This is a genomic window from Streptomyces anthophorae, assembly GCF_049310305.1.
Taxonomy (GTDB): Bacteria; Actinomycetota; Actinomycetes; order Streptomycetales; family Streptomycetaceae; genus Streptomyces.
Map to the genome: position 1 here is coordinate 3,560,467 of NZ_JBLWQQ010000001.1, position 22,337 is coordinate 3,582,803.

The 22,337-nt window shown below is 71.2% G+C and carries 19 protein-coding genes; 12 read left to right on the plus strand and 7 right to left on the minus strand.

Annotation, left to right across the window (positions count from 1 at the left end; all coding sequences use genetic code 11):
• The first annotated feature begins 98 nt into the window (after positions 1–98).
• Positions 99–725 carry a DUF6542 domain-containing protein gene (locus tag ACNYS0_RS15795; protein ID WP_422474233.1) on the plus strand — a complete coding sequence of 209 codons (627 nt, stop codon included), beginning with the start codon at positions 99–101 and terminating at the stop codon, positions 723–725.
• Positions 726–743: 18 nt separating this feature from the next.
• Here ACNYS0_RS15795 and ppgK read toward each other — a convergent pair whose 3' ends face one another.
• Both ppgK and ACNYS0_RS15805 read right to left on the minus strand, forming a co-directional pair.
• Positions 744–1,493 carry a polyphosphate--glucose phosphotransferase gene (gene ppgK, locus ACNYS0_RS15800; protein ID WP_422474235.1) on the minus strand — a complete coding sequence of 250 codons (750 nt, stop codon included), beginning with the start codon at positions 1,491–1,493 and terminating at the stop codon, positions 744–746.
• 29 nt (positions 1,494–1,522) lie between these two features.
• Positions 1,523–2,587: a 4-hydroxy-3-methylbut-2-enyl diphosphate reductase gene (locus tag ACNYS0_RS15805; protein WP_422474237.1), complete on the minus strand. Its 1,065-nt coding sequence runs from the start codon at positions 2,585–2,587 to the stop codon at positions 1,523–1,525.
• A 75-nt stretch (positions 2,588–2,662) separates the two neighbouring features.
• Between ACNYS0_RS15805 and ACNYS0_RS15810 the strand changes: the two genes are divergently transcribed.
• The 4 genes from ACNYS0_RS15810 (at position 2,663) to ACNYS0_RS15825 (ending at position 6,324) form a co-directional block, all read left to right on the plus strand.
• Entirely contained in the window at positions 2,663–4,054 is a 1,392-nt protein-coding gene (locus ACNYS0_RS15810) for an APC family permease (RefSeq protein WP_422474239.1), read from the plus strand.
• A gap of 66 nt (positions 4,055–4,120) precedes the next feature.
• Positions 4,121–5,332, plus strand: a complete 1,212-nt coding sequence (gene xseA / locus ACNYS0_RS15815; RefSeq protein ID WP_422474241.1) for an exodeoxyribonuclease VII large subunit — start codon at positions 4,121–4,123, stop codon at positions 5,330–5,332.
• 14 nt (positions 5,333–5,346) lie between these two features.
• Complete coding sequence (locus ACNYS0_RS15820) at positions 5,347–5,595, plus strand: exodeoxyribonuclease VII small subunit (RefSeq protein ID WP_422482663.1); 249 nt, start codon at positions 5,347–5,349, stop codon at positions 5,593–5,595.
• A 138-nt stretch (positions 5,596–5,733) separates the two neighbouring features.
• On the plus strand, positions 5,734–6,324 hold the full coding sequence (locus tag ACNYS0_RS15825; RefSeq protein ID WP_422474243.1) for a malonic semialdehyde reductase: 591 nt from the start codon (positions 5,734–5,736) through the stop codon (positions 6,322–6,324).
• Positions 6,325–6,495: 171 nt separating this feature from the next.
• Here the strand turns inward: ACNYS0_RS15825 and ACNYS0_RS15830 are convergent, their stop codons facing one another.
• Positions 6,496–7,029, minus strand: coding sequence for a DUF4245 domain-containing protein (locus tag ACNYS0_RS15830; RefSeq protein ID WP_422474245.1), 534 nt, complete (start codon positions 7,027–7,029; stop codon positions 6,496–6,498).
• Positions 7,030–7,242: 213 nt separating this feature from the next.
• On the opposite strand from ACNYS0_RS15830, the gene glpX reads away from it, so the two are divergent.
• Complete coding sequence (glpX, locus tag ACNYS0_RS15835) at positions 7,243–8,277, plus strand: class II fructose-bisphosphatase (RefSeq protein ID WP_422409394.1); 1,035 nt, start codon at positions 7,243–7,245, stop codon at positions 8,275–8,277.
• A gap of 101 nt (positions 8,278–8,378) precedes the next feature.
• On the opposite strand, the gene ACNYS0_RS15840 is transcribed toward glpX, so the two are convergent.
• Positions 8,379–8,741 carry a WhiB family transcriptional regulator gene (locus ACNYS0_RS15840; protein ID WP_422474247.1) on the minus strand — a complete coding sequence of 121 codons (363 nt, stop codon included), beginning with the start codon at positions 8,739–8,741 and terminating at the stop codon, positions 8,379–8,381.
• Positions 8,742–8,898: 157 nt separating this feature from the next.
• Positions 8,899–9,585 carry a DUF1707 SHOCT-like domain-containing protein gene (locus tag ACNYS0_RS15845; RefSeq protein WP_422409392.1) on the minus strand — a complete coding sequence of 229 codons (687 nt, stop codon included), beginning with the start codon at positions 9,583–9,585 and terminating at the stop codon, positions 8,899–8,901.
• A gap of 179 nt (positions 9,586–9,764) precedes the next feature.
• Here ACNYS0_RS15845 and ACNYS0_RS15850 point away from each other — a divergent pair, with 179 nt between their 5' ends.
• The 4 genes from ACNYS0_RS15850 (at position 9,765) to ACNYS0_RS15865 (ending at position 16,136) form a co-directional block, all read left to right on the plus strand.
• Positions 9,765–11,432, plus strand: a complete 1,668-nt coding sequence (locus ACNYS0_RS15850) for a fumarate hydratase (RefSeq protein ID WP_422474249.1) — start codon at positions 9,765–9,767, stop codon at positions 11,430–11,432.
• A gap of 76 nt (positions 11,433–11,508) precedes the next feature.
• The gene (locus tag ACNYS0_RS15855; RefSeq protein ID WP_422474251.1) at positions 11,509–12,906 is read left to right on the plus strand and encodes a class II fumarate hydratase; all 1,398 of its coding nucleotides are present in this window, start codon (positions 11,509–11,511) and stop codon (positions 12,904–12,906) included.
• Positions 12,907–12,979: 73 nt separating this feature from the next.
• A complete protein-coding gene (gene fomD, locus ACNYS0_RS15860; RefSeq protein WP_422474253.1) occupies positions 12,980–13,657 on the plus strand; it encodes a cytidylyl-2-hydroxypropylphosphonate hydrolase in 678 nt (225 codons plus the stop codon).
• A 418-nt stretch (positions 13,658–14,075) separates the two neighbouring features.
• The gene (locus ACNYS0_RS15865; RefSeq protein WP_422474255.1) at positions 14,076–16,136 is read left to right on the plus strand and encodes an ATP-binding SpoIIE family protein phosphatase; all 2,061 of its coding nucleotides are present in this window, start codon (positions 14,076–14,078) and stop codon (positions 16,134–16,136) included.
• 91 nt (positions 16,137–16,227) lie between these two features.
• On the opposite strand, the gene ACNYS0_RS15870 is transcribed toward ACNYS0_RS15865, so the two are convergent.
• Positions 16,228–17,265 carry an Lrp/AsnC family transcriptional regulator gene (locus tag ACNYS0_RS15870; RefSeq protein ID WP_422474257.1) on the minus strand — a complete coding sequence of 346 codons (1,038 nt, stop codon included), beginning with the start codon at positions 17,263–17,265 and terminating at the stop codon, positions 16,228–16,230.
• A gap of 88 nt (positions 17,266–17,353) precedes the next feature.
• On the opposite strand from ACNYS0_RS15870, the gene ACNYS0_RS15875 reads away from it, so the two are divergent.
• Both ACNYS0_RS15875 and ACNYS0_RS15880 read left to right on the plus strand, forming a co-directional pair.
• Positions 17,354–18,622, plus strand: a complete 1,269-nt coding sequence (locus ACNYS0_RS15875; RefSeq protein WP_422474259.1) for an MFS transporter — start codon at positions 17,354–17,356, stop codon at positions 18,620–18,622.
• Positions 18,619–19,890 carry an amidohydrolase gene (locus ACNYS0_RS15880; RefSeq protein WP_422474261.1) on the plus strand — a complete coding sequence of 424 codons (1,272 nt, stop codon included), beginning with the start codon at positions 18,619–18,621 and terminating at the stop codon, positions 19,888–19,890. The genes ACNYS0_RS15875 and ACNYS0_RS15880 overlap by 4 nt, the downstream gene beginning before the upstream one ends.
• A 4-nt stretch (positions 19,891–19,894) precedes the next feature.
• On the opposite strand, the gene ACNYS0_RS15885 is transcribed toward ACNYS0_RS15880, so the two are convergent.
• On the minus strand, positions 19,895–22,129 hold the full coding sequence (locus ACNYS0_RS15885) for a transglycosylase domain-containing protein (protein WP_422474263.1): 2,235 nt from the start codon (positions 22,127–22,129) through the stop codon (positions 19,895–19,897).
• Between the last annotated feature and the right edge of the window lie 208 nt (positions 22,130–22,337).

Here is a 22,337-nt window from a genome sequence, read left to right on the forward strand (position 1 = left end):
TCGCCCGACCCGACATACTTGCGCCAAGTGCGGTCAAGCTCTGCCAAAGGGCGTGTCCCATGGGCCATTGGGCACATAAGCGCATCTATCTTGGCCTTGTGGAGCAACCCAGGACGCGTACCCCGCAGGCCAGGCCCCGCCGCACCGCCCCGCTTCCGCCGCAGGCGCAGGGCGATCAGGACGGTGCCGCGCCGTCCGCCGAGTCGGCCACCGTGTACCGGGCCGCCCGCTCGGTCCGGCCGCCCTCCGGTGGCCCGCGCCGGTCCCTCCGCTTTCCGAACCCACGGCTCACCGGGCGGGGCAGCGGGCTGTTCTGCATCGCCGCGATGCTCCTGGCCGGCTTCCTCGACCGGCTGCTGTTCGGGAGCTCCGGCGCGTTCTTCGGCGTGATGTTCCTGCTGGTCAGCGGGCTTACGGCGGTGTGGGTGCGCAATGCGGACCTGGTGACGGCGCCGGTCGTGGCGCCGATCGCGTTCGCCGTCGGCATCGTGCCGATCTCCGAGGGCACGGGCGGGCTCGGCCAGCAGTTCATGGGGCTCGCGACGACGCTCGCCATGAACGCGATCTGGCTGTACGGCGGGACGCTCGTCACCGGTGTGCTCGTGACGGTGCGGAAGGTGCGGCTCATGGCACGGCGGGCCGCGGTGCGCCGGGCCGGCGGGCGGCAGGCACCCGCCGACAAGTCCTCGTCCCAGGCGCCGGGGCCGCGGCGGCGTACCGCGTAGACCGCCCGCACCGAGGCACTACGCGCGCGATGCGGCCATCGCGGCGCCCACGATCCCGGCGTTGTTCTGCAACTCGGCCGGGACGATCTCGGCCTTGATGCCCTTGATCAGCGGCAGGAACTTGTGCGCCTTGCGGCTGATGCCGCCGCCGATGATGAACAGCTCGGGCGAGCAGAGCATCTCCACGTGCGCCAGGTACTTCTGCACGCGGTGCGCCCAGTGCTCCCAGCTGAGGTCGTGGTCCTCCCTCGCCTTCGTGGACGCGTGCTTCTCGGCGTCGTGCCCGTTCAGCTCCAGGTGGCCCAGTTCCGTGTTCGGCACCAGGACGCCTTCGCTGAACAGGGCGCTGCCGATGCCCGTGCCGAAGGTGAGCAGGAGCACGGTGCCCTTGCGGCCGCGGCCCGCGCCGAAGTGCATCTCGGCGACGCCCGCCGCGTCCGCGTCGTTGAGCACCGTGACCGGGAGCCCGCCGAGCTTCTTGCTCAGCAGGGCCCGCGCGTCCACGTCGATCCAGCTCTTGTCGACATTGGCCGCCGTACGGATCGTCGAGCCGCCCGTGACGACGCCGGGGAACGTGATGCCCACCCGGTCGGGCCGGGCGTCGGCGAAGTGCTCGACGACCTGTCTGACCCCGTCGGCCACGCCATCGGGCGTGGCCGGGTGCGGGGTCAGCACCTTGTGCCGCTCCTGGGCGAGATCGCCGCGCTCCAGGTCGACCGGGGCACCCTTGATCCCGGATCCGCCGATGTCCACACCGAAGATCTGCATGACTCCACGTTACGACGGGAGACCTACAGTCACTTCTCGGAAGCGGACTCCCCGGCGCCGCCGACCAGCGACTCGGCCTCGGCGCGCAGGTCGCGGCGGAGCTCCTTGGGCAGCGAGAACGTGATCGACTCCTCGGCCGCCTTCACGATCTCCACGTCGGCGTAGTCGCGCTGCTTCAGGTACTCCAGGACCTCCTCGACGAGGACGTCGGGGACGGAGGCGCCGGAGGTGACGCCGACGGTCGTGACGCCGTCCAGCCAGGACTCGTCGATCTCCGAGGCGTAGTCCACGAGGTACGCGTCCTTGGCGCCGGCCAGCTTGGCGACCTCGACGAGCCGCTTGGAGTTCGAGGAGTTGCGCGAGCCGACGACGATGACGAGGTCGGAATCGGCGCCCATCTGCTTCACGGCGAGCTGACGGTTCTGGGTCGCGTAGCAGATGTCGTCGCTGGGCGGCGAGACGAGGCCGGGGAACTTGGTCTTCAGGGCACCGACGGTCTCCATCGTCTCGTCGACCGACAGCGTCGTCTGGGACAGCCAGACGACCTTCTCCGGGTCACGGACCTCGACCTTGGCGACGTCCTCGGGGCCGTCGACGAGCGTGATGTGCTCGGGGGCCTCGCCGGACGTGCCGATGACCTCCTCGTGGCCCTCGTGCCCGATCAGGAGGATGTCGAAGTCGTCCTGGGCGTAGCGGATCGCCTCCTTGTGAACCTTGGTCACCAGGGGGCAGGTGGCGTCGATGGTGGCGAGCTTGCCGCGCTCGGCCTCCTCGTGGACGGTCGGTGCGACACCGTGCGCCGAGAACATCACGATGGAGCCCTCGGGCACCTCCTCCGTCTGCTCGACGAAGATGGCGCCCTTCCGCTCCAGGGTCTCCACGACGTACTTGTTGTGCACGATCTCGTGGCGGACGTAGATGGGGGCCCCGTACTGCTCGAGGGCCTTCTCGACGGCGATCACGGCACGGTCCACACCGGCGCAGTAACCCCGGGGGGCGGCGAGCAGGACGCGGCGGTTGTCACTGCGACGCGGAGCGTCTCCGCTTGGGGTGGTGGCGGGCGGCGGGCCGGGAGTTGCAGTCATGCTCCCCATCGTAAGGGCGACCCCAGGGCGCCAAAGATCGTCCCGGTGGGGAGACTGGAGGTCTGCGCGATCTACGGAGGCTCCATGTCCGCCGACAGCACTGCCGACACCACTCACGAGGAGACCGCGCTGCGGCGCAGTCTCGGGTTCCGGGACCTCGTCGTCTACGGGCTCCTCTTCATCGCCCCCATGGCGCCCGTCGGCGTCTTCGGCACCCTGGACGCGAAATCGCACGGCGCGGTCGCCCTCGTCTACATCGTCGCGACGATCGCGATGGCGTTCACCGCGTTCAGCTACGCACAGATGGTCCAGGTGGCCCCACAGGCGGGCTCGGTCTTCGCCTACGCGCGCGCGGGTCTCGGAAAGGGCCCCGGGTTCATCGCGGGCTGGATGGCGATGCTCGACTACGTGCTGATCCCCGCGGTCGCGTACCTCTTCGCGGGCATCGCGATGAACTCCCTCGTGCCCTCGGTCTCCCAGTGGGTGTGGACGGCGGTCGCGGTGGTCGTCACGACGCTGCTCAACCTGTGGGGCGTGCGGGCCGCGGCGCGGGTCGGGTTCGCGGTCCTGGCCCTTGAGATCGTGGTGCTGCTGGTCTTCGTGGTCTCGGCGGTCGTGGTCCTCGCCACGGACGGGCCACAGCGCGACTGGCTGTCCCCGCTGACCGGCGACGGCACGCAGGGCGCGTTCGCGCTGTCGGCGGTGATCGGCGCGGTGTCCGTGGCGGTCCTCTCCTACCTGGGCTTCGACGCCATCGCCTCGTTCGCGGAGGAGGTCACCGGGGGCTCGGCGAAGGTCGCGCGGGCGGTGCTGTTCTGCCTCGTCTTCACGGGTGTGCTGTTCGTCGTGCAGACCTACCTGGTCGCGCTGCTCGAACCCACCTCGTCGGCGCAGCTCGCCGCCGAACCGGCCAAGCAGGGCAGCGCCTTCTACGACGCCGTGGACGCGTCGGTGGGCGGGTGGCTGCACGACCTGGTGGCGGTGAGCAAGGCGATCGGCGCGGCGTTCGCGGCGCTCGCCGGGCAGGCGGCGGCCGGGCGGCTGCTCTTCGCGATGGCCCGCGACCGGCGGCTGCCGAAGGCCCTGTCGCGCACGTACTCCGGGGTGCCGCGGGTGGCGCTGCTGCTCGCCGCGGTGATCACGCTCGTCGCCGCGGTGTGGGCGGCGAGCCGGGACGACGGCATGGACCACCTGGTCTCGGTCGTCGACATCGGCGCCCTGACGGCCTTCACGCTGCTGCACGCGAGCGTGGTGGGGTATTTCGCGGTACGCCGCCGGGGCGGGGCCGTGAGCTGGTGGCGGCACCTCGTGATCCCGGTGATCGGTGCGGCGATCACGATCGCGGTGATCGTGGAGGCGTCCCCGACGGCTCAGGTGGTCGGCGCGATCTGGCTGGTCGTGGGGCTCGTGGTGCTGGCGGCGCAGCGGGGCCGGGAGCCGTCGCTGCCCTCGCGGGACGGCGGCACGGCCGACTGAATCCGTTCCGGGGCACCCGCACCCGGGACCACCTGCGTTGTCGGTGCCTGCGACTACGCTCACGGCATGGCTGTCAACACGTCCGCGGACGCCCCGCTGCCCGTCGGCCAGGTGTCGCGGCTCATCGGGGGATGGATCGACCGGCTCGGCGCCGTGTGGGTCGAGGGGCAGATCACGCAGCTGTCCCGCAGACCGGGCGCGGGCGTCGTGTTCCTGACGCTGCGCGACCCGTCGCACGAGATCTCGGTGTCGGTGACCTGCTACCGGCAGGTGTTCGACGCGGTGGCGGAGGTGGTGCGCGAGGGCTCCCGCGTCGTCGTGCACGCGAAGCCGGAGTGGTACGCGCCGCGCGGGCAGCTCTCACTGCGGGCCGCGGAGATCCGCCCGGTCGGCGTCGGTGAGCTGCTCGCGCGCCTGGAGCAGCTGAAGAAGTCCCTTGCCGCGGAGGGCCTCTTCGCGGACGACCGCAAGAAGCCGCTGCCGTTCCTGCCGCAGCTCATCGGCCTGGTCTGCGGCCGCGCCTCGGCCGCGGAGCGCGACGTGCTGGAGAACGCGCGGCACCGCTGGCCCGCCGTCCGCTTCGAGGTGCGCAACGTACCGGTGCAGGGCGTGCACGCGGTCTCGCAGGTCGTCCAGGCCGTCAAGGAACTGGACGCGGTCGACGACGTCGACGTGATCATCGTGGCGCGCGGCGGCGGCAGCGTGGAGGACCTGCTCCCGTTCTCCGACGAGCAGCTGGTGCGGACGGTGTCCTCCTGCCGTACGCCCGTCGTCTCCGCGATCGGCCACGAGCCGGACAACCCGCTGCTCGACTACGTGGCCGACCTGCGGGCCTCGACGCCGACGGACGCGGCGAAGAAGGTCGTGCCGGACGTCGGCGAGGAGTACGAGCGGGTGCGCTGGCTGCGGGACCGGGCCAGGCGCAGTGTCGAGGGGCTCCTGGAGCGGGAGGAGCGGGGTCTCGCGGCGGCGCTCGCCCGGCCCTCGATAGAGGACCCGCACCGCATGGTCGACGAGCGCGAGGAGCAGATCGCCGCGCTGACCGAGCGCTCCCGCCGCACCCTCGGCCACCTCCTGGACCGCGCCGAGTCCGAGCTGACGCACACGCACGCGCGCGTGGTCGCGCTCTCCCCCGCGGCCACCCTGAAGCGGGGGTACGCGGTGCTCCAGAAGCCGGACGGGCACGTGGTGCGCGCGCCGGACGAGGTGGCGGCGGGCGAGGAGCTGCGGGCCCGCGTCGCCGAGGGCGAATTCACCGTACGAGCAACCGAAGCATGAGGACGGACCAGGACATGACGACCAAGGCGGCCGACGAGGCGCTCGGCTACGAGCAGGCGCGGGACGAACTGATCGATGTCGTACGGCGCCTGGAGGCCGGCGGCACTTCTCTGGAGGAGTCGCTGGCGCTGTGGGAGCGCGGCGAGGAGCTGGCGAAGGTGTGCCGCCGCTGGCTGGACGGCGCGCGCGCCCGCCTGGACGCGGCGCTCGCCGAGGAGGCCGGGGACGACGAGGAGGAGGAAGCGGCGGAAGAGGAGGAGTGACCGGGGGCGTCCCCTTGTGAAGAGCGTCACGAAGCGTTTGGTTGAACATTGAACCTCATCGGCGTACGGTCTTCGTGTGGGCCGATCCGGACAAACGGATCGCCGCAGCCGTGACCGTCGCACCGAGAAGGTTGATCCATGTCTCTCGTTCTTGACCCCGCCGCGCAGGACCTGCTGTTCCGCGAGGCCCGCACCGCGAACACGTTCTCCTCGGAGCCCGTGACCGACGAGCAGGTCGCGGCGATCTACGACCTGGTCAAGTACGGCCCGACCGCCTTCAACCAGTCGCCGCTGCGCATCACCCTGGTCCGCTCCCCCGAGGCCCGCGAGCGCCTCGTCAAGCACATGGCCGAGGGCAACCAGCCCAAGACCGCCGCCGCCCCGCTGGTCGCGATCCTCTCCGCGGACCACGAGTTCCACGAGGAGCTCCCGCAGCTCTTCCCGCACGCCCCGGCGATCAAGGACATGTTCTTCTCCGAGCGCCCGGTCCGCGAGCAGGCCGGCACGCTGAACGCGACGCTTCAGGCCGCCTACTTCATCATCGGCATCCGCGCCGCGGGCCTGTCCGCCGGCCCGATGACCGGCCTCGACTTCGCCGGTGTCCAGAAGGAGTTCCTGGACGACGACCACACCCCGCTGATGGTCATCAACATCGGCAAGCCGGGCGAGGACGCCTGGTTCCCGCGCTCCCCGCGCCTGGAGCAGGAGCAGGTCATCACCACGATCTGAGCGACACCGCAGACATGAGGAAGGGCCCCGGGCAGAAGCCCGGGGCCCTTCCTCATGCGTGGGGAGCGCCCCGAAGGGGCGCGGGGAACTGCGCAAGCGCCACCTCGGCACGGCCGCTCCTCCAGCGGCCGGACCCACGGCGCGGCCGTCACCGGGACCCCGGCGGAGCGCCTACGCCTTCTCGCGCTTCATCTCCAGCGCCTCGGCCATCTTCGTCAGCTGGCCGAAGTCGGCCGTGCCGGTCACGAGCGTGGTCGAGCCCTGCTGCTTCAGCACCAGGGCGTTGTACTTCTCGCCCTTGTAGCGCTCCCAGGTCTCGTCGCCGATCCGCTGCGTGCGGCCGGTCGCCGAGGCGCCCTGGCTCGCCTCGTTGATGAACCCCTTCGACCGCCCGGTCGCCTGCTCGACGGCGACGTACTGCCCCTCCGGGTCGAGGAACCCGAGGTGCCACGCGTCGTTCGCGGTGCCCTGGTAGCGCACGGAGGTCGGCTTCCAGTCATGCGCGAGGCCCGTCGGCGCGGCCACCGGGTACGGCGCCGCACGGCGGGCCGTCGACAGCTCGACCTTGTAGTCGACGCGCTTGACCTGCGGTTGCCCGGAGTCGTCGTGCGGGACGAAGAGGTAGATCACGCCGGCCGCGAGGACGCAGACGCCGAGCGAGAGGACCAGGCTGCCGACCGTTTTCTTACCGTTTCTTGCTGCCACGCGCCCCATCGTCGCAGGTCGCCGGATGATCTCTGCCGGGAGGTCCGGATTCGCGCGGTCCGACATCGACCGCCCCGCTCATCCGTGGGGCAGTCTGCTCAGATTGTCGGACTGACGATAGAGTCCTCCCATACCAACCCCTCGTCCGGCCGTCGTCGTATCCCGGTGAAGCCGAACAATCCGGTGAATCCCGGAACAGAAAGGTGCGTCTCGATGACCGAGCATCACCAGCTTCCGTCCGAACTCGAGGTCCCTTCCGAGGCCCCCGACCGCAACCTCGCCCTGGAACTCGTCCGGGTCACCGAAGCCGCCGCCATGGCCGCGGGCCGCTGGGTCGGCCGCGGCGACAAGAACGGAGCGGACGGCGCGGCCGTGCGCGCCATGCGCACGCTCGTCTCCACCGTCTCGATGAACGGCGTGGTCGTCATCGGCGAGGGCGAGAAGGACGAGGCCCCGATGCTCTTCAACGGGGAGCACATCGGTGACGGTACCGGCGCCGAGGTCGACATCGCCGTCGACCCGATCGACGGCACCTCGCTCTGCGCGAAGGGCATGCCGAACGCGATCGCCGTGCTCGCCGCCGCCGACCGCGGCACGATGTTCGACCCGTCCGCCGTGTTCTACATGGACAAGCTGGTCACGGGCCCCGAGGCCGCCGACTACGTGGACATCAACGCGCCGGTGTCGGTGAACATCCGCCGCGTCGCCAAGGCGAAGAAGCGCGCGCCCGAGGACATCACCGTGGTCATCCTCGACCGGCCGCGGCACGAGGGGATCATCAAGGAGGTCCGGGAGACCGGCGCCCGCATCAAGCTGATCTCGGACGGCGACGTCGCCGGTTCGATCCTCGCCGTGCGCGAGGGCTCAGGCGTCGACCTGCTGCTCGGCATCGGCGGTACCCCCGAGGGCATCATCTCGGCCTGCGCGATCAAGTGCCTGGGCGGCGTGATCCAGGGCAAGCTGTGGCCGAAGGACGACGCGGAGCGGCAGCGGGCGATCGACGCGGGGCACGACCTGGACCGCGTGCTGTCCACGGACGACCTGGTCTCCGGCGAGAACATCTTCTTCGTCGCCACCGGGATCACCGACGGGGAGCTGCTGCGGGGCGTGCGGTACGACTCCCAGCGGGCGCACACGTCGTCGCTCGTGATGCGGTCGAAGTCCGGGACGATTCGGCAGATCGACTCCACGCACCGGTTGAGCAAGCTGCGGGCCTACAGCGCGATCGACTTCGACCGGGCCAAGTAGGTTGCCGGGGTCCGTGGTTGACGCCTCGCGGCTCCGCCCCGGACCCCGCGCCTCAATCGCCGGCGGGGCTGGATTTTCCTCGCCGCGGTGAGGCGGTCCGATCAAACCGCCACCGTGCGCGGCGCCTTCTTCAGTTCCACCTCGCGGCGGCGCCTCCTCGCCAGAACTACCCGGCGTTCCGCCGCCGTGAGGCCGCCCCAGACGCCGTACGGCTCCGGCTGGAGCAGGGCGTGTTCGCGGCACTCGACCATGACGGGGCAGCGGGCGCAGACCCGCTTGGCCGCCTCTTCGCGCGCGAGGCGCGCGGCGGTCGGTTCCTTGGAAGGGGCGAAGAAGAGTCCCGCCTCGTCGCGCCTGCACACCGCCTCCGTGTGCCATGGAGCGTCCTGATCCCTGCCCCTGACTGGCTCGCGCTGCTGCGGTACGGCGGTGACCTGCAGGGACTGATGCGGCGGGTGCAGCACGGTCTACTCCTGACGACGGCTGACGACGGCTTTCGCGAGCGGGCGACGATGCAGCAAGCTCTACCCGCTGTGTCGGCTCCTATGCACTGAGTTCCGAAGCACGGAAGTTCCCGGGCGCACAAGGAAGTTCACCGCCCGACGCCGCCGGGCGCGGCCGTCAGCCGAGGTGCTTGCGCAGGTGCTTCTCCAGGTTCTGGATGAGCTTGCCGCGCTTCGGCTTCGCCTCGATGTTCCCGAGGACCGCGTAGCCGTCGACGTACACGACGGGCGCCTGGGGCTCGCTCGCGTCCAGCGTGTCCACCTCGAAGTTGCCGAGGACGCCCGCGCCGCTGCCGCGCAGCGAGATGTTCTCGGGGACGCGGATCTCGACGTTCCCGAACACGGAGACCGCCTTGATGTAGATCTGCGGGTACTCGAAGATCGCCTCGCTGAGGTCGATCTCCACATTGCCGAAGATCGCGTACGCGTGCGTGCGGCGGCCGATCCGCCAGCGGCCCTTGCGCGTCGTGGAGCTGAGGACCGCCACCAGGTTCTCGTCGGCCACCGGCGGGACCGTGCCGGGCGCCGGCTGGTTCGGAACGGGGCCAGGCGCGGGCGCGGGGCGGGGCGCGGAGTGGGTGCCCGGCAGATCGCGGACCAGCGGCTCCAGCTCACCGACGGTCTTGGCGCGGTAGACCCCGTCGATCCGCTCGGCATGCTCCTCCGCGTCGAGCCGGCCCTCCGCGAGCGCCTCGCGCAGGATGTCCGCGATCCGGTCGCGGTCGGCATCGGACGCGCGCAGGTCGGTCGGCTCCGCCTCGGGAGCGCTGGGCGCGGGCTGCGAAGGGCGCTTTTGAAGGTCCACGACAGCAGAGTACCGAAACGCGATAGATCGCGACACCCCCTGTCGCGGGACCCCTGCCGCGCCCCCCCCCGGAGCCAACTGAGCCTTACCTCACAGGCTCGGCCGCCCGACCAGGTTCTACGCTGGTTGGCGCTGCCAACGGATGCCAGCTGCTGTCTGTCGAGTGAGGAATGGGCGAGATGCCTGAGTTCGCGTACACCGATCTGCTCCCCCAGGGTGAGGACACCACCAACTACCGGTTGGTGACCTCCGAGGGTGTCTCCACCGCCGAGGGGCCGGACGGCCGTACGTTCCTGAAGGTCGAGCCGGAGGCGCTGCGCAAGCTCGCCGAGGAGGCCATCCACGACATCCAGCACTACCTGCGCCCGACGCACCTCGCGCAGCTGCGCCGGATCATCGACGACCCGGAGGCGTCGAGCAACGACAAGTTCGTCGCGCTCGACCTGCTGAAGAACGCCAACATCGCGGCCGCGGGCGTCCTCCCCATGTGCCAGGACACCGGCACCGCCATCGTGATGGGCAAGCGCGGGCAGAACGTCCTCACCGAAGGTGAGGACGAGAAGGCGCTCTCCAAGGGCATCTACGACGCCTACCAGAACCTGAACCTGCGCTACTCGCAGATGGCCCCGCTGAACATGTGGGAGGAGAAGAACACCGGCTCCAACCTCCCGGCGCAGATCGAGCTCTACGCGACGGACGGCGACGCCTACAAGTTCCTCTTCATGGCCAAGGGCGGCGGCTCCGCCAACAAGTCGTTCCTCTACCAGGAGACGAAGGCGGTCCTCAACGAGGGCTCCATGATGAAGTTCCTGGAGGAGAAGATCCGCTCGCTGGGCACCGCCGCGTGCCCGCCGTACCACCTCGCCATCGTGGTGGGCGGCACCTCCGCCGAGTACGCCCTGAAGACCGCCAAGTACGCCTCCGCGCACTACCTGGACAACGTGCCCTCCGAGGGTTCCGAGCTCGGGCACGGCTTCCGGGACGAGGAGCTGGAGCAGAAGGTCTTCGAGCTGACGCAGAAGATCGGCATCGGCGCCCAGTTCGGCGGCAAGTACTTCTGCCACGACGTGCGCGTGGTGCGCCTGCCGCGGCACGGCGCCTCCTGCCCCGTCGCCATCGCCGTGTCCTGCTCCGCGGACCGCCAGGCCGTCGCGAAGGTGACCGCCGAGGGCGTCTTCCTGGAGCAGCTGGAGACGGACCCGGCGCGCTTCCTGCCGGAGACCACGGACGAGCACCTGGAAGAGGGCGACGTCGTCAAGGTCGACCTCAACCAGCCGATGGACGCGATCCTCGCCGAGCTCGCCAAGCACCCAGTGAAGACCCGCCTCTCCCTGACGGGACCGCTCGTCGTCGCCCGCGACATCGCGCACGCCAAGATCAAGGAGCGCCTGGACGCCGGCGAGGAGATGCCGCAGTACCTGAAGGACCACCCGGTGTACTACGCGGGCCCGGCGAAGACCCCCGAGGGCTACGCGTCCGGTTCCTTCGGCCCGACGACGGCCGGCCGGATGGACTCCTACGTGGAGCAGTTCCAGGCCGCGGGCGGCTCCAAGGTGATGCTCGCCAAGGGCAATCGCTCCAAGCAGGTCACCGACGCGTGCGACGCGCACGGCGGCTTCTACCTCGGCTCCATCGGCGGCCCGGCCGCGCGCCTCGCGCAGGACTGCATCAAGAAGGTCGAGGTCGTCGAGTACGAGGAGCTCGGCATGGAGGCCGTCTGGAAGATCGAGGTCGAGGACTTCCCGGCGTTCATCGTCGTCGACGACAAGGGCAACGACTTCTTCCAGGCCCCGGCGCCCGAGCCGACCTTCACGCACATCCCGGTGCGCGGCCCCGGCCTCTCGTAACCGGCAGGCATCACACGATGGTGGGGTTGTTCCGGAGGTCCGGAACAACCCCACCGTCGTATGCGCTGTACGGGGTATGAGCGACAACGCCGGCGAATACCGCATCGAGCACGACTCCATGGGCGAGGTCCGCGTCCCCGCCGCCGCGAAGTGGCGGGCCCAGACGCAGCGCGCCGTGGAGAACTTCCCGATCTCCGGGCAGCGCATCGAGCGTGCCCACATCGAGGCGCTGGCCCGCATCAAGGGCGCGGCGGCGACGGTAAACGCGGAGCTGGGGGTGGTCGACAAGGACATCGCCGAAGCCATCGCCGCGGCGGCCGAGGAGGTCGCCGAGGGCCGCTGGGACGACGAGTTCCCGATCGACGTGTTCCAGACCGGCTCCGGTACGTCGTCGAACATGAACACCAACGAGGTGCTGGCCACGCTCGCCACCGAGCGCCTCGGCCGTGACGTGCACCCGAACGACCACGTGAACGCCTCGCAGTCGTCGAACGACGTCTTCCCGTCCTCCATCCACATCGCCGCCACCGCCGCCGTCACCCACGACCTGATCCCGGCCCTCGATCACCTGGCCGCCTCCCTGGAGCGGAAGTCGGCCGAGTTCGCCGACGTCGTGAAGTCGGGGCGTACGCATCTGATGGACGCGACACCGGTGACGCTCGGCCAGGAGTTCGGCGGCTACGCGGCGCAGGTCCGCTACGGCGTCGAGCGGCTCACGGCCTCGCTCCCCCGGCTCGCCGAACTCCCCCTGGGCGGCACCGCGGTCGGCACGGGCATCAACACCCCGCCCGGCTTCTCCGGCGCCGTGATCGCCGAGGTCGCGCGCGCGACGGGACTGCCGCTGACCGAGGCCCGCGACCACTTCGAGGCGCAGGGCGCGCGCGACGGGATCGTGGAGACGAGCGGGCAGCTGCGCACGATCGCCGTCGGCCTCACGAAGATCGCCAACGATCTGCGGTGGGCCGCCTCGGGTCCCCGTACGGGCCTCGCTGAGATCAACCTCCCCGATCTGCAACCCGGTTCGTCGATCATGCCCGGCAAGGTGAATCCGGTCATTCCCGAGGCGACGCTGATGGTCGCGGCCCAGGTGACCGGCAACGACGCGACGGTCGCGGCGGCCGGCGCCGCGGGCAACTTCGAGCTGAACGTGATGCTCCCGGTGATCGCCAAGAACGTCCTGGAGTCCATCCGGCTGCTCGCCAACGTCTCCCGGCTGCTCGCCGACCGCACCGTCGACGGCATCACGGCCAACCGCGAGCGCGCCCGCGAGTACGCCGAGTCCTCCCCGTCCGTCGTCACGCCGCTCAACAAGTACATCGGCTACGAGGAGGCCGCCAAGGTCGCCAAGAAGTCCCTCGCCGAGCGGCGGACCATCCGGGAGGTCGTGCTCGACGGCGGCTATGTGGAGCGCGGCGACCTCACCGTGGAACAGCTCGACGAGGCGCTCGATGTCCTTCGGATGACACGGCCGTGACCGCGCGTGGCCAGTTGGCGTATTCGTGATACGCACCGCAGCGTCGTATGCCGTTGGCACCTAATATCTGTGCATGACAGACGCGTACCGGATGACCGAGAGTGGAGGGCGCTGGGCGCCCGGTGAGCCGATCCTGTGGCGCTACCGCGCCAACGGGGGCGACGGCTTCCACATCTGCCGTCCGGTCACCGTCGTCCAGGACACCGACGAGCTGCTCGCCGTGTGGATGGCGCCGGGCACCGAATGCGTGAAGCCCGTACTCGCCGACGGCACCCCCGTGCACCGCGAGCCGCTCGCCACCCGCTACACCAAGCCCCGCACCCTCCAGCGCGACCGCTGGTTCGGCACGGGCGTGCTGAAGCTGGCGCGCCCCGGCGACCCGTGGTCGGTGTGGCTGTTCTGGGAGCCGGGCTGGAGGTTCCGCAACTGGTACGTGAACCTGGAGGCGCCGCGCGCCCGTTGGGCCGCGGGCATCGACTCCGAGGACCACTTCCTCGACCTGTCGGTGTACCCAGACGGCAGCTGGCGCTGGCACGACGAGGACGAGTTCGCGCAGGCGCAGGCCGTCGGCCTGATGAGCCCCGGACAGGCGGCCGAGGTGCGCTCCGCGGGGCACCGGGCGGTCGAGGCGATCGAGAACTGGCGGCGACCGTTCTCGGACGGCTGGCAGCACTGGCGCCCGGACCCGGCGTGGCCGGTTCCCGCGCTGCCGGCCGACTGGGACCGTACGCCCGCGCACGTGTCCTCATGAGACCCTTGATGCGCCCCCCTGGGGGAACCGTAGGATCGTCCTCCGCAAGAGAGCACCGGTCCGAATGTGCGGGTTCTACGGACAACTCTTGGCACGCACAACTGGTCTGACACGATGTCAACGAGGTCATCGAGGGGCGGCTGGACCGTGAACGTGGGTGGGACGACGCAGTGGGCAGGCCGACAGGAACCGGCCGCCGGGACCGCGAGCAGGGCTGTCCACAGGTCACCGGCACGGACGCCCGTGCGGATTCCGTTCCCGGAGCACGGGTTCCGGGTATCCGCTCCCGTACGGGACACGCCGCAGGTCACCGGCAGCGGCGCCACCCCCGGCAGGCCCTGGCCCCAGCTGATCCCCAACTGCCGGCGCACTGGCCAGTGACGCGGCGCGCAGCCCCGGACGGACGGAATCGACACGCGTGACGGAGTATCCCGCCTCCCACGAAGGCCGCCACCACGGCACGGCGGCCCGCCCCGCCGACGCCCGCGGGGCGGTTCGGCACACCCCGGAGACCTCCACGCCCTCGGGCGAGAACTCCGGCGGCTTACCGGAACAGCCACGGCGCTCCGGCGGACCGGCCGGTTCCGCAGCCGACGCCGAGCACGCGCAGCCCGCGGCGCCCTCCCCCGAGCCGGTGCGCCCGGGACCGCCGGAATCAGGGGGCGCGTCGCGGAGCGACTCCCCACAAGGGCGGGGGTGGGAGACGGGCGGGCCCGACCGCCGCACGGGACAGCCGCGCCCCAGCGGGCAGCCGACGGCGATGCGGCGCGACGGGGACCGGCTGCGCTTCGTCGGCGCCGCGACCCGGCGGATCGCCCGCGGCCTCGACCTCGACGAGATCGTGATGGGCCTGTGCCGGGCGACCGTGCCCACGTTCTCCGACGCGATCCTCGTGTATCTGCGCGAGCCGCTGCCGGTGGGCGACGAGCGGCCGACGGGACCCATGGTGCTGCGCCTGCGCCGCACCGACCGGATCCCGGACTCCCCCGACACCGCGGGCGACACGGAGACCGACGGCGCGGGACTCACGGCCCCGGTCAGCCCGCAGCTCGAACTGACCGCGGGCTGCGCCGACCTGTGCGAGGTGCGCTCCGGTGGCGCGCTCGCCGAGGTGCTGCGCGGCGTGCGTCCGGTGTTCGCCGACTCGCCCGCGGCGCTCGCCGCGCTGCCCGAACTCCTCGGCTCGGAGCGGGCACTGCCGGGCGGCCAGCGCGCGATCCTGGCCCCGCTGCGCGGCCGGCGCCGGGTGATCGGGGCCGCGGTGTTCCTGCGCCGCCCCGACCGGATCGCGTTCGACGCCGACGACCTGCTGGTGGCGGGCCAGTTGGCGACGCACAGCGCGCTCGGCATCGACAAGGCGGTGCTGTACGGGCGCGAGGCGTACATCGCGGACGAGTTGCAGCGCACGATGCTTCCGGAGACGCTGCCCAACCCGACCGGGGTGCGGCTCGCCTCCCGCTATCTGCCGGCGGCGGAGACGGCGCGGGTCGGCGGCGACTGGTACGACGCGATCCCGCTGCCGGGCAGCCGCGTCGCGCTGGTCGTGGGCGACGTCATGGGGCACTCGATGACGTCGGCCGCCATCATGGGCCAGCTGCGCACCACCGCCCAGACCCTCGCCGGACTCGACCTGCCCCCGCAGGAGGTCCTGCACCACCTCGACGAGCAGGCCCAGCGGCTCGGCACGGATCGCATGGCGACGTGCATGTACGCCGTGTACGACCCGGTCGCGCACCGCATCACCATCGCCAACGCCGGGCATCCGCCGCCCGTCCTGCTGCACCTCGGCGGGCGCTCCGAGGTGCTGCGGGTGCCGCCGGGCGCCCCGATCGGCGTCGGCGGCGTCGACTTCGAGGCGGTCGAGCTGGACGCCCCGGCGGGCGCGACGCTGCTCCTCTACACGGACGGGCTCGTCGAATCGCGCCTGCGCGACGTATGGACCGGCATAGAGCAGCTGCGTGAACGGCTCGCGGCCACCGCGCAGTTGACCGGACCGGACCATCCGCCGCCCCTTGAGGCGCTGTGCGACGAGGTGCTCGACATGCTCGGCCCGGGCGACCGGGACGACGACATCGCGCTGCTCGCCGCCCGCTTCGACGGGATCGCGCCGAGCGACGTCGCGTACTGGACCCTGGAGCCGGAGGAGACGGCACCGGGCCGGGCCCGCCGCCTGGCCCGCAGCGCCCTGGACCGCTGGGGCCTGGAGGAGCTCACGGACTCGGTGGAGCTCCTGGTGAGCGAGGTCGTGACGAACGCGGTGCGCTACGCCACGCGTCCGGTGACCCTGCGCCTGCTGCGGACCGACGTGCTGCGCTGCGAAGTCGGCGACGACGTACCGCAGTTGCCGCGGCTCCGGCAGGCGCGGGCGACGGACGAGGGCGGCCGCGGGCTCTACCTGGTGAACCGGCTCGCCCGGCGCTGGGGGGCGACGCGCCTGTCCACCGGCAAGGTCGTCTGGTTCGAGCTACCGGTGCCGTAGACATGTGGCCATGTGCCGCTACTGCTGATGCCGCGGGATCCCGCTCGTCAAGGAGTTCATCGCGGCAGGCCGACCGAGCGGAGCCGCCGGGCTAGAACCCCACCGGCACGTACCCCGCGGCCCGCCCCCGGTCGTCGAGCACCCGGCCCATCCGCTTCGCCGTGCGCAGCGTCACCGTGCGGTCCTCGACGCGCAGGGCGGGGAACCGGGCGTCCAGGTGGGCCTCCAGGGTGGCCATGCCGTCGAGGTCGCGGAGCCAGACCTGGAAGAGCAGGTTGCAGGAGCCCGTGACCGAGGTGCACAGGCGCATCTGCGGGAGCCGGGCGAGCGCCGAGCCCGTGCGGTCCAGTTCGCCGTGCGGGACGGTCGCCCGGTAGGTGGCGAGGGCCGGCCAGCCCGCCAGCTGCTGGGCCAGATCGCAGCGCAGCAGGATCTCCCGGTCCCGCAGTTCGCGGGCGAGCCTGCGCCGCACCGTCGACTCGCCGACGCCGACGGCCGCCGCCAGTTCGGCGTACCCGGCACGGCCGTTCGCACCCAGTTCGCGCAGGAGCGCCAGGTCGACCTCGTCGCGGGGCCGGAACGCGCGCGACGGCGCGCCGGGGCCAGGGCCCGCCGTGCTGAGCCGCGCGCGCCCCGCCCGGTCGAGGGCGCGCACCTTCCAGCCGCTGCCCTCCTGGTAGAGCCGCATGCTCAGCCGGGTCCGCGTGCCGCGCACGCCCGGCAGCCGGCCCAGGTCGTCGCTGACCCGGCGCCCGAGCGCGGGCAGATCGGGCGCGGCGACCGAGAGCAGCAGGTCGTAGTCGCCGACCACGTGCTCGGCGCTGAACACCCACGGCAGCCGTACGAGGCGGGCGGTCAGCTCCTCCAACTCGCCCGGTGTGCAGGTCACTTCGATGTACGCGACGGTGGCCGTCGTCGGCCCCGCGTACGCCGTCACCCAGGCCAGGCCCGCGCCTTCCAGGCGGGCCCAGCGGCGGGCCGCGGTCGTCGCGTCGACGCCGACGGCCGGGCCGACCCGGCTCCACGGGGCGCGCGGATCGGTCTGGAGCGCGTCGATCAGGGCGAGGTCGGCCTCCTCGAAGGCGGCGGATTCCGGCACCAGGCCGTACGCGAAGCCGTTTTCCGGCAATTGAGGCCCCTTCTCGCACGGCGGCCGGATTCTGTCCCCACTTCCGAGCCGCCCCCACACCAGCACGCCCACTCTAGAAGGAGTGCCTGTGGTCCCACCCTCGCAAGGCCCCGCACGTGAACGCCTCGACAGAGGCGCCAAGATCACGGTCACGCTGCTCTTCGCCGCCTGGCTGATCGACTACATCGACCGCCTCGTCATCAATCTGGCCCTGCCCTCGATCGGCCGGGAATTCGACCTCAGCCGCGCCCAGCAGGGCCTCGCGGTCTCCGTGTTCTTCGTGGCGTACGCCGTCTGCCAGATCCCGGGCGGCATGCTCGCCGACCGGTTCGGCGCCAAGCGCGTCACCTGCTGGGCGCTGCTCATCTGGTCCGCGTTCACGGCCATCACCGGGCTCGCGGGCTCGTTCGCGATCCTCCTGGTGGTGCGCTTCCTGTTCGGTGTCGCCGAGGGGATCTTCCCGGGCGCCTCGATGAAGGCGGTGAGCGAACGCACCACTCCGGGGCAGCGGATGAGCGCCAACGGCATCGTGCAGTCCTCGAACGCCGTGGCCGCGGTCGTCGCGCCGCTGATCGCCGCCCCGCTCATCGCCCACTTCGGCTGGCGCTCGGCGTTCTTCACCGTCGCCGCCGTCGGCGTCTTCGTGTACGCGGCCGTCCGCCTGTGGCTGCCGGAGCGGGAGCGCCCCGAGGGCGGCGCGCGGACCGCGGGAGCCGCCCGCACCGTGATCCGCTCGGGGACCATGTGGGCGTTCGCCGGGATGTTCTTCGGCTACGACATCATCGTGTGGGGCCTGAACACCTGGGTGCCCTCGTACCTCAACGAGGAGCGCGGTCTCGCGCTCACCTCGGCGGGCGCCCTGTCGATCCTGCCCGCGGGCGCGGCCACCGTCGCCGTGATCGTCGGCGGCCGGCTCGCGGACCGCTTCGAGGGCAACCAGCGCAAGATCGTGGTGCCCGCCATGGCGGTCTCCTCGGTCGCGCTGGTCCTCATGGCGACGGCCTCCGGCACGGTCGCGTTCGTCGGCTGGATGACGGTGGCGATCGCGTCCGCCTCGCTGGGCTACATGCCGATCTTCGCGGTGCCGCTGCGCAGCCTGCCGCCCGAACTGACCGGCGCGGCGGCCGGGTTGATCACGTTCGGCGGGCAGGCCGGTGGCGTCGTCGCACCGACCGCGATGGGGCTGCTCGCCGACTCGGCCGGGTTCGGCGCCGCGTTCGGCTTCCTCGTCGTCGGCGCGGTGCTCGCCGCGGTCCTCGCCTGCGTCACCCCGCAGACCACGCTCTCCTTCCGCCGGGCGCTGCGGCTGCCCGACGCGGAAGCCACCCCCGTACCCGTACATGGAGAGGCCTCATGACCGAGACGCCCACCACGCTCGACAGCCTGCTGCCGTCCCTGCGCGAGCTCTACCGGGACCTGCACGCCCACCCCGAGCTCTCCCTCCAGGAGACCCGCACCGCCGGGATCGTCGCGGCCCGGCTGCGCGAGCAGGGCGGCTGGGAGGTCACCGAGGGCGTCGGCGGCACCGGCGTCGTCGGGGTGCTGCGCAGCGGCGAGGGCCCGACCGTGCTGCTCCGCGCCGACATGGACGGGCTGCCCGTCCTGGAGGCGACGGGGCTGCCCTACGCGTCCGTGGCGCGCGGCACCGACCGCGACGGCAACGACGTACCGGTCATGCACGCCTGCGGCCACGACATGCACGTCACCTGTCTGCTCGGCGTGACGGCGCTGCTCGCGGCGGAGCGGGACACCTGGCGCGGCACCGTCGTCGCCGTGTTCCAGCCCGCGGAGGAGATCGGCCGCGGGGCCAGGGACATGCTGGACGACGGGTTCGCGGAGCGCTTCCCGAAGCCGGACGTGTGCCTCGGCCAGCACGTCGGACCGTTCCCGACGGGGGTCGCGGTGACCCGGCCCGGAGCGGTGATGGCGGCCTCCGACAGCTACCGCGTACGCCTCTTCGGGCGTGGCGGGCACGGCTCGACGCCCGAGTCGACGGTCGACCCCGTGGTCCTCGCGGCGGCCGTCGTGATGCGTCTTCAGACCGTGGTCTCGCGGGAGGTGGGCGCCTCGCAGGCGGCCGTGGTGACGGTGGGCTCGATCCACGCCGGCACGAAGGAGAACATCATCGCCGACGAGGCCGAGCTGAAGCTCAACATCCGCTCGGTCGACCCGGTGGTGCGCGAGCGGGTGCTCGGCGCGGTGCGCAGGATCGTGCGGGCGGAGGCGGAGGCCTCGGGTTCGCCCAAGGAGCCGGAGTTCACCTCGCTCGGCTCCTTCCCCGTCACGGAGAACACCGACGACGCCACCGCGACGACGATCGAGGGGCTGCGCGGGGCGCTCGGCGAGCACGGCGTCCTCGTGCTGCCGCAGCCGATCAACGGCAGCGAGGACTTCGGCCTGTTCGGCAAGGAGCTCGGCGTGCCCTCGGTGTTCTGGCACTTCGGCGGGGCCGACCCGGCCGCCTTCGCGGGCCTCGACGCGGGCACGCTCGCCTCGCGCGGGCTGCCCGCCGAGATCCCGGTGAACCACTCGCCGCAGTACGCGCCGCTCCAGGACCCGACGATCGAGCTGGGGGTGCGGGCCCTGCTGGGAGCGGCCCGCACCTGGCTCGGCGCCCGCGAGTAGCGCGTCAGTCGCGGGGCCTGGCGCCGCCGTTCTCCGGCTCGACCGGGTCGTCGGGCCAGCTCGGGGACGTGGTCTCCGTCGGGACCGGGAGCGTCTGCGTCGGCTCGTCGGTCGGCGTCTCACTGGTCGGCGTCTCGCTCGGCGTCGACTTCGTGGGCGTCGGCTCGGTCGACTCCGTCTCGCTCGGCGTCGGATCGGTGGACGGCTCCTCGGTCGGGGTGGCCGGGGCGGTCTTCGTGGGCTGGACGGCCCTGCCCATGTCGGTGTCCAGGTCGAACTTCCCGTTCGCGCTGGACGAGTTGAAGGTGTACTGCGCCCAGATCTGCGCGGGGAAGCTGCCGCCGTCGACACGGGGCAGTCCGCCCGCGCCCTCCATGGACACGTGCGCGCCGGCCTCGGACGACTTCAGCGCGCCCTCGCCGAACAGGCCGACCGAGGTGACCAGGTCCGGCGTGTACCCGGTGAACCAGGCCGACTTGTTGTCGTCGGAGGTACCGGTCTTGCCCGCGACCTGCTGGCCCGCGCGGGCCGGGTTGTCGCGCACCGAGGTCTTCGCCGTGCCGTCGTCGACCACACCGGTGAGGACCGAGGTCACCGAGTCGGCGGCGCCGCGGCTGATCACCTGCTCCTCGGCGGGTTCCTCCAGCGGGACCTTCTCGCCCTGCTTGGACACCGACTTCACGATCCGCGGGGTGACCTTCTTGCCGTGGTTGTCGAGGGTCGCGTAGACACCGGCCATCTCCATCGGGCTCGCGCCCATGGTGCCGAGGGTCTGCGCGGGGAACGGCTTGAGGTCGCCCGCGTCCATGCCGAGCTTCTTCGCCGTGGCCATCACCTGGTCCATGCCGACGTCGACGCCGAGCTGCGCGAAGACGGAGTTGACGGACTTGTTCATGGCGGTCTGGACGGTGACCGGGCCGTAGCTCTTCTTGTCCTCGTTCGGCGGGGCGAAGCCGACCTTCTCGCCGTTGTCGACGACCGGCCGCCTGCTGGTGCCGTCGTAGATCGTGTCGGCGGTGATGCGCTGGCCCGACTGCGTCGTCGCCTCGTTCTCCAGGGCGGCCGCGAGGATCAGCGGCTTGAACGTGGAGGCGGGCTGGTAGTCGGTGCGGGTCGCGTTGTTGACGTAGTGCTCGCTGAGTCCTTCGCCGCCGTACATCGCGAGGACCTTGCCGGTCTTCGGGGCGAGGGAGACGGCGCCGGCCTGCACGCGCGCGTCGGCCTTCTTGTCCTTGCGGTCGAGCTTGGCGTTCAGCTGCTGCTCGACCGACTTCTCCAGCTGCTTCTGCTTCTTGCGGTCGACGTTGAGCGTGATCGTGTAGCCGCCGGCGGTGAACTGCGCCTCGGTGAGGTTCAGTTCCTTCATCACCTCGTCCTTGGCGGCCTCGTAGAGGTAGCCCTCCTGGCCCTGGAGCCCGGACACGGCCTTCGGCGGCTTCGGCTTGTCGAACGTCATGCCCTGCCGGGCGCTCGCGCTCAGCCAGTGCATGTCGACCATGTTGTCGAGCACGTAGTTCCAGCGCGCCTTGGCCAGTTGCTTGCCGGTGTCGGACGCGATCGCCCAGTCGTACTGGTTCGGGGCCTGGAGCAGCGCGGCGAGGTACGCGCCCTGGGACACGGTCAGCTTCGAGGCGTCCTTGCCGTAGTAGGCCTCGGCCGCCGCCTGGATGCCCCAGGCGCCACGCCCGTAGTAGCTGGTGTTGATGTACCCGGCGAGGATGTCGTCCTTGGACTGCTTCTGGTCCACCTTCAGCGAGATGACCAGTTCCTTGAGCTTGCGGGAGACGGTCTGTTCCTGGGTCAGGTAGTAGTTCTTCACGTACTGCTGGGTGATCGTCGAACCACCCTGCTTGCCCTTGCCCAGGACGGTGTTGAGCACGCCGCGGGCGGTGCCCTTCAGGTCGATGCCCTTGTCCGTGTAGAACGTCTTGTTCTCGGCGGCGACGAAGGTGTGCTGGACGCCCTTGGGCACCTCGGCGAGGTCCACGAGCTCCCGGTTCACCTTGCCGGTGCGGGCCATCGTCGAGCCGTCGCTGTACTTGTAGATGTTGCTCTGCACCTGGGCGTCGGGATTGCCCTCCGGTACGTCGATCACCAGGTACAGCACGACGAACGCGCCCATGCACAGCAGCACGAGCCCGAAGAACGTGCCCAGGAGCTTCTTCCAGCTGAAGAAGCGGCGTATGCCCGACGGCCGCGCCGCGCGCTTGCGCGCCTTCCTCGCATCCGCTCGGCCCATGACCTCAGTCGCTCCGCTTCTTGTCCTTGTCCGTGTACGCCTTCGCGTACGGGTACGAACCCAGTTCTCACGATCGTGCTGAATCGGCTCAAGAACCTAACCCGTCACTTATGTCGAATCTCCGTTGATTCGGCCATATCGGACGTGACAATCAGCACCTGCCCCATGGGAACCGACGAGCGAGGCGTGCGGATGGTTGCCGGACGCG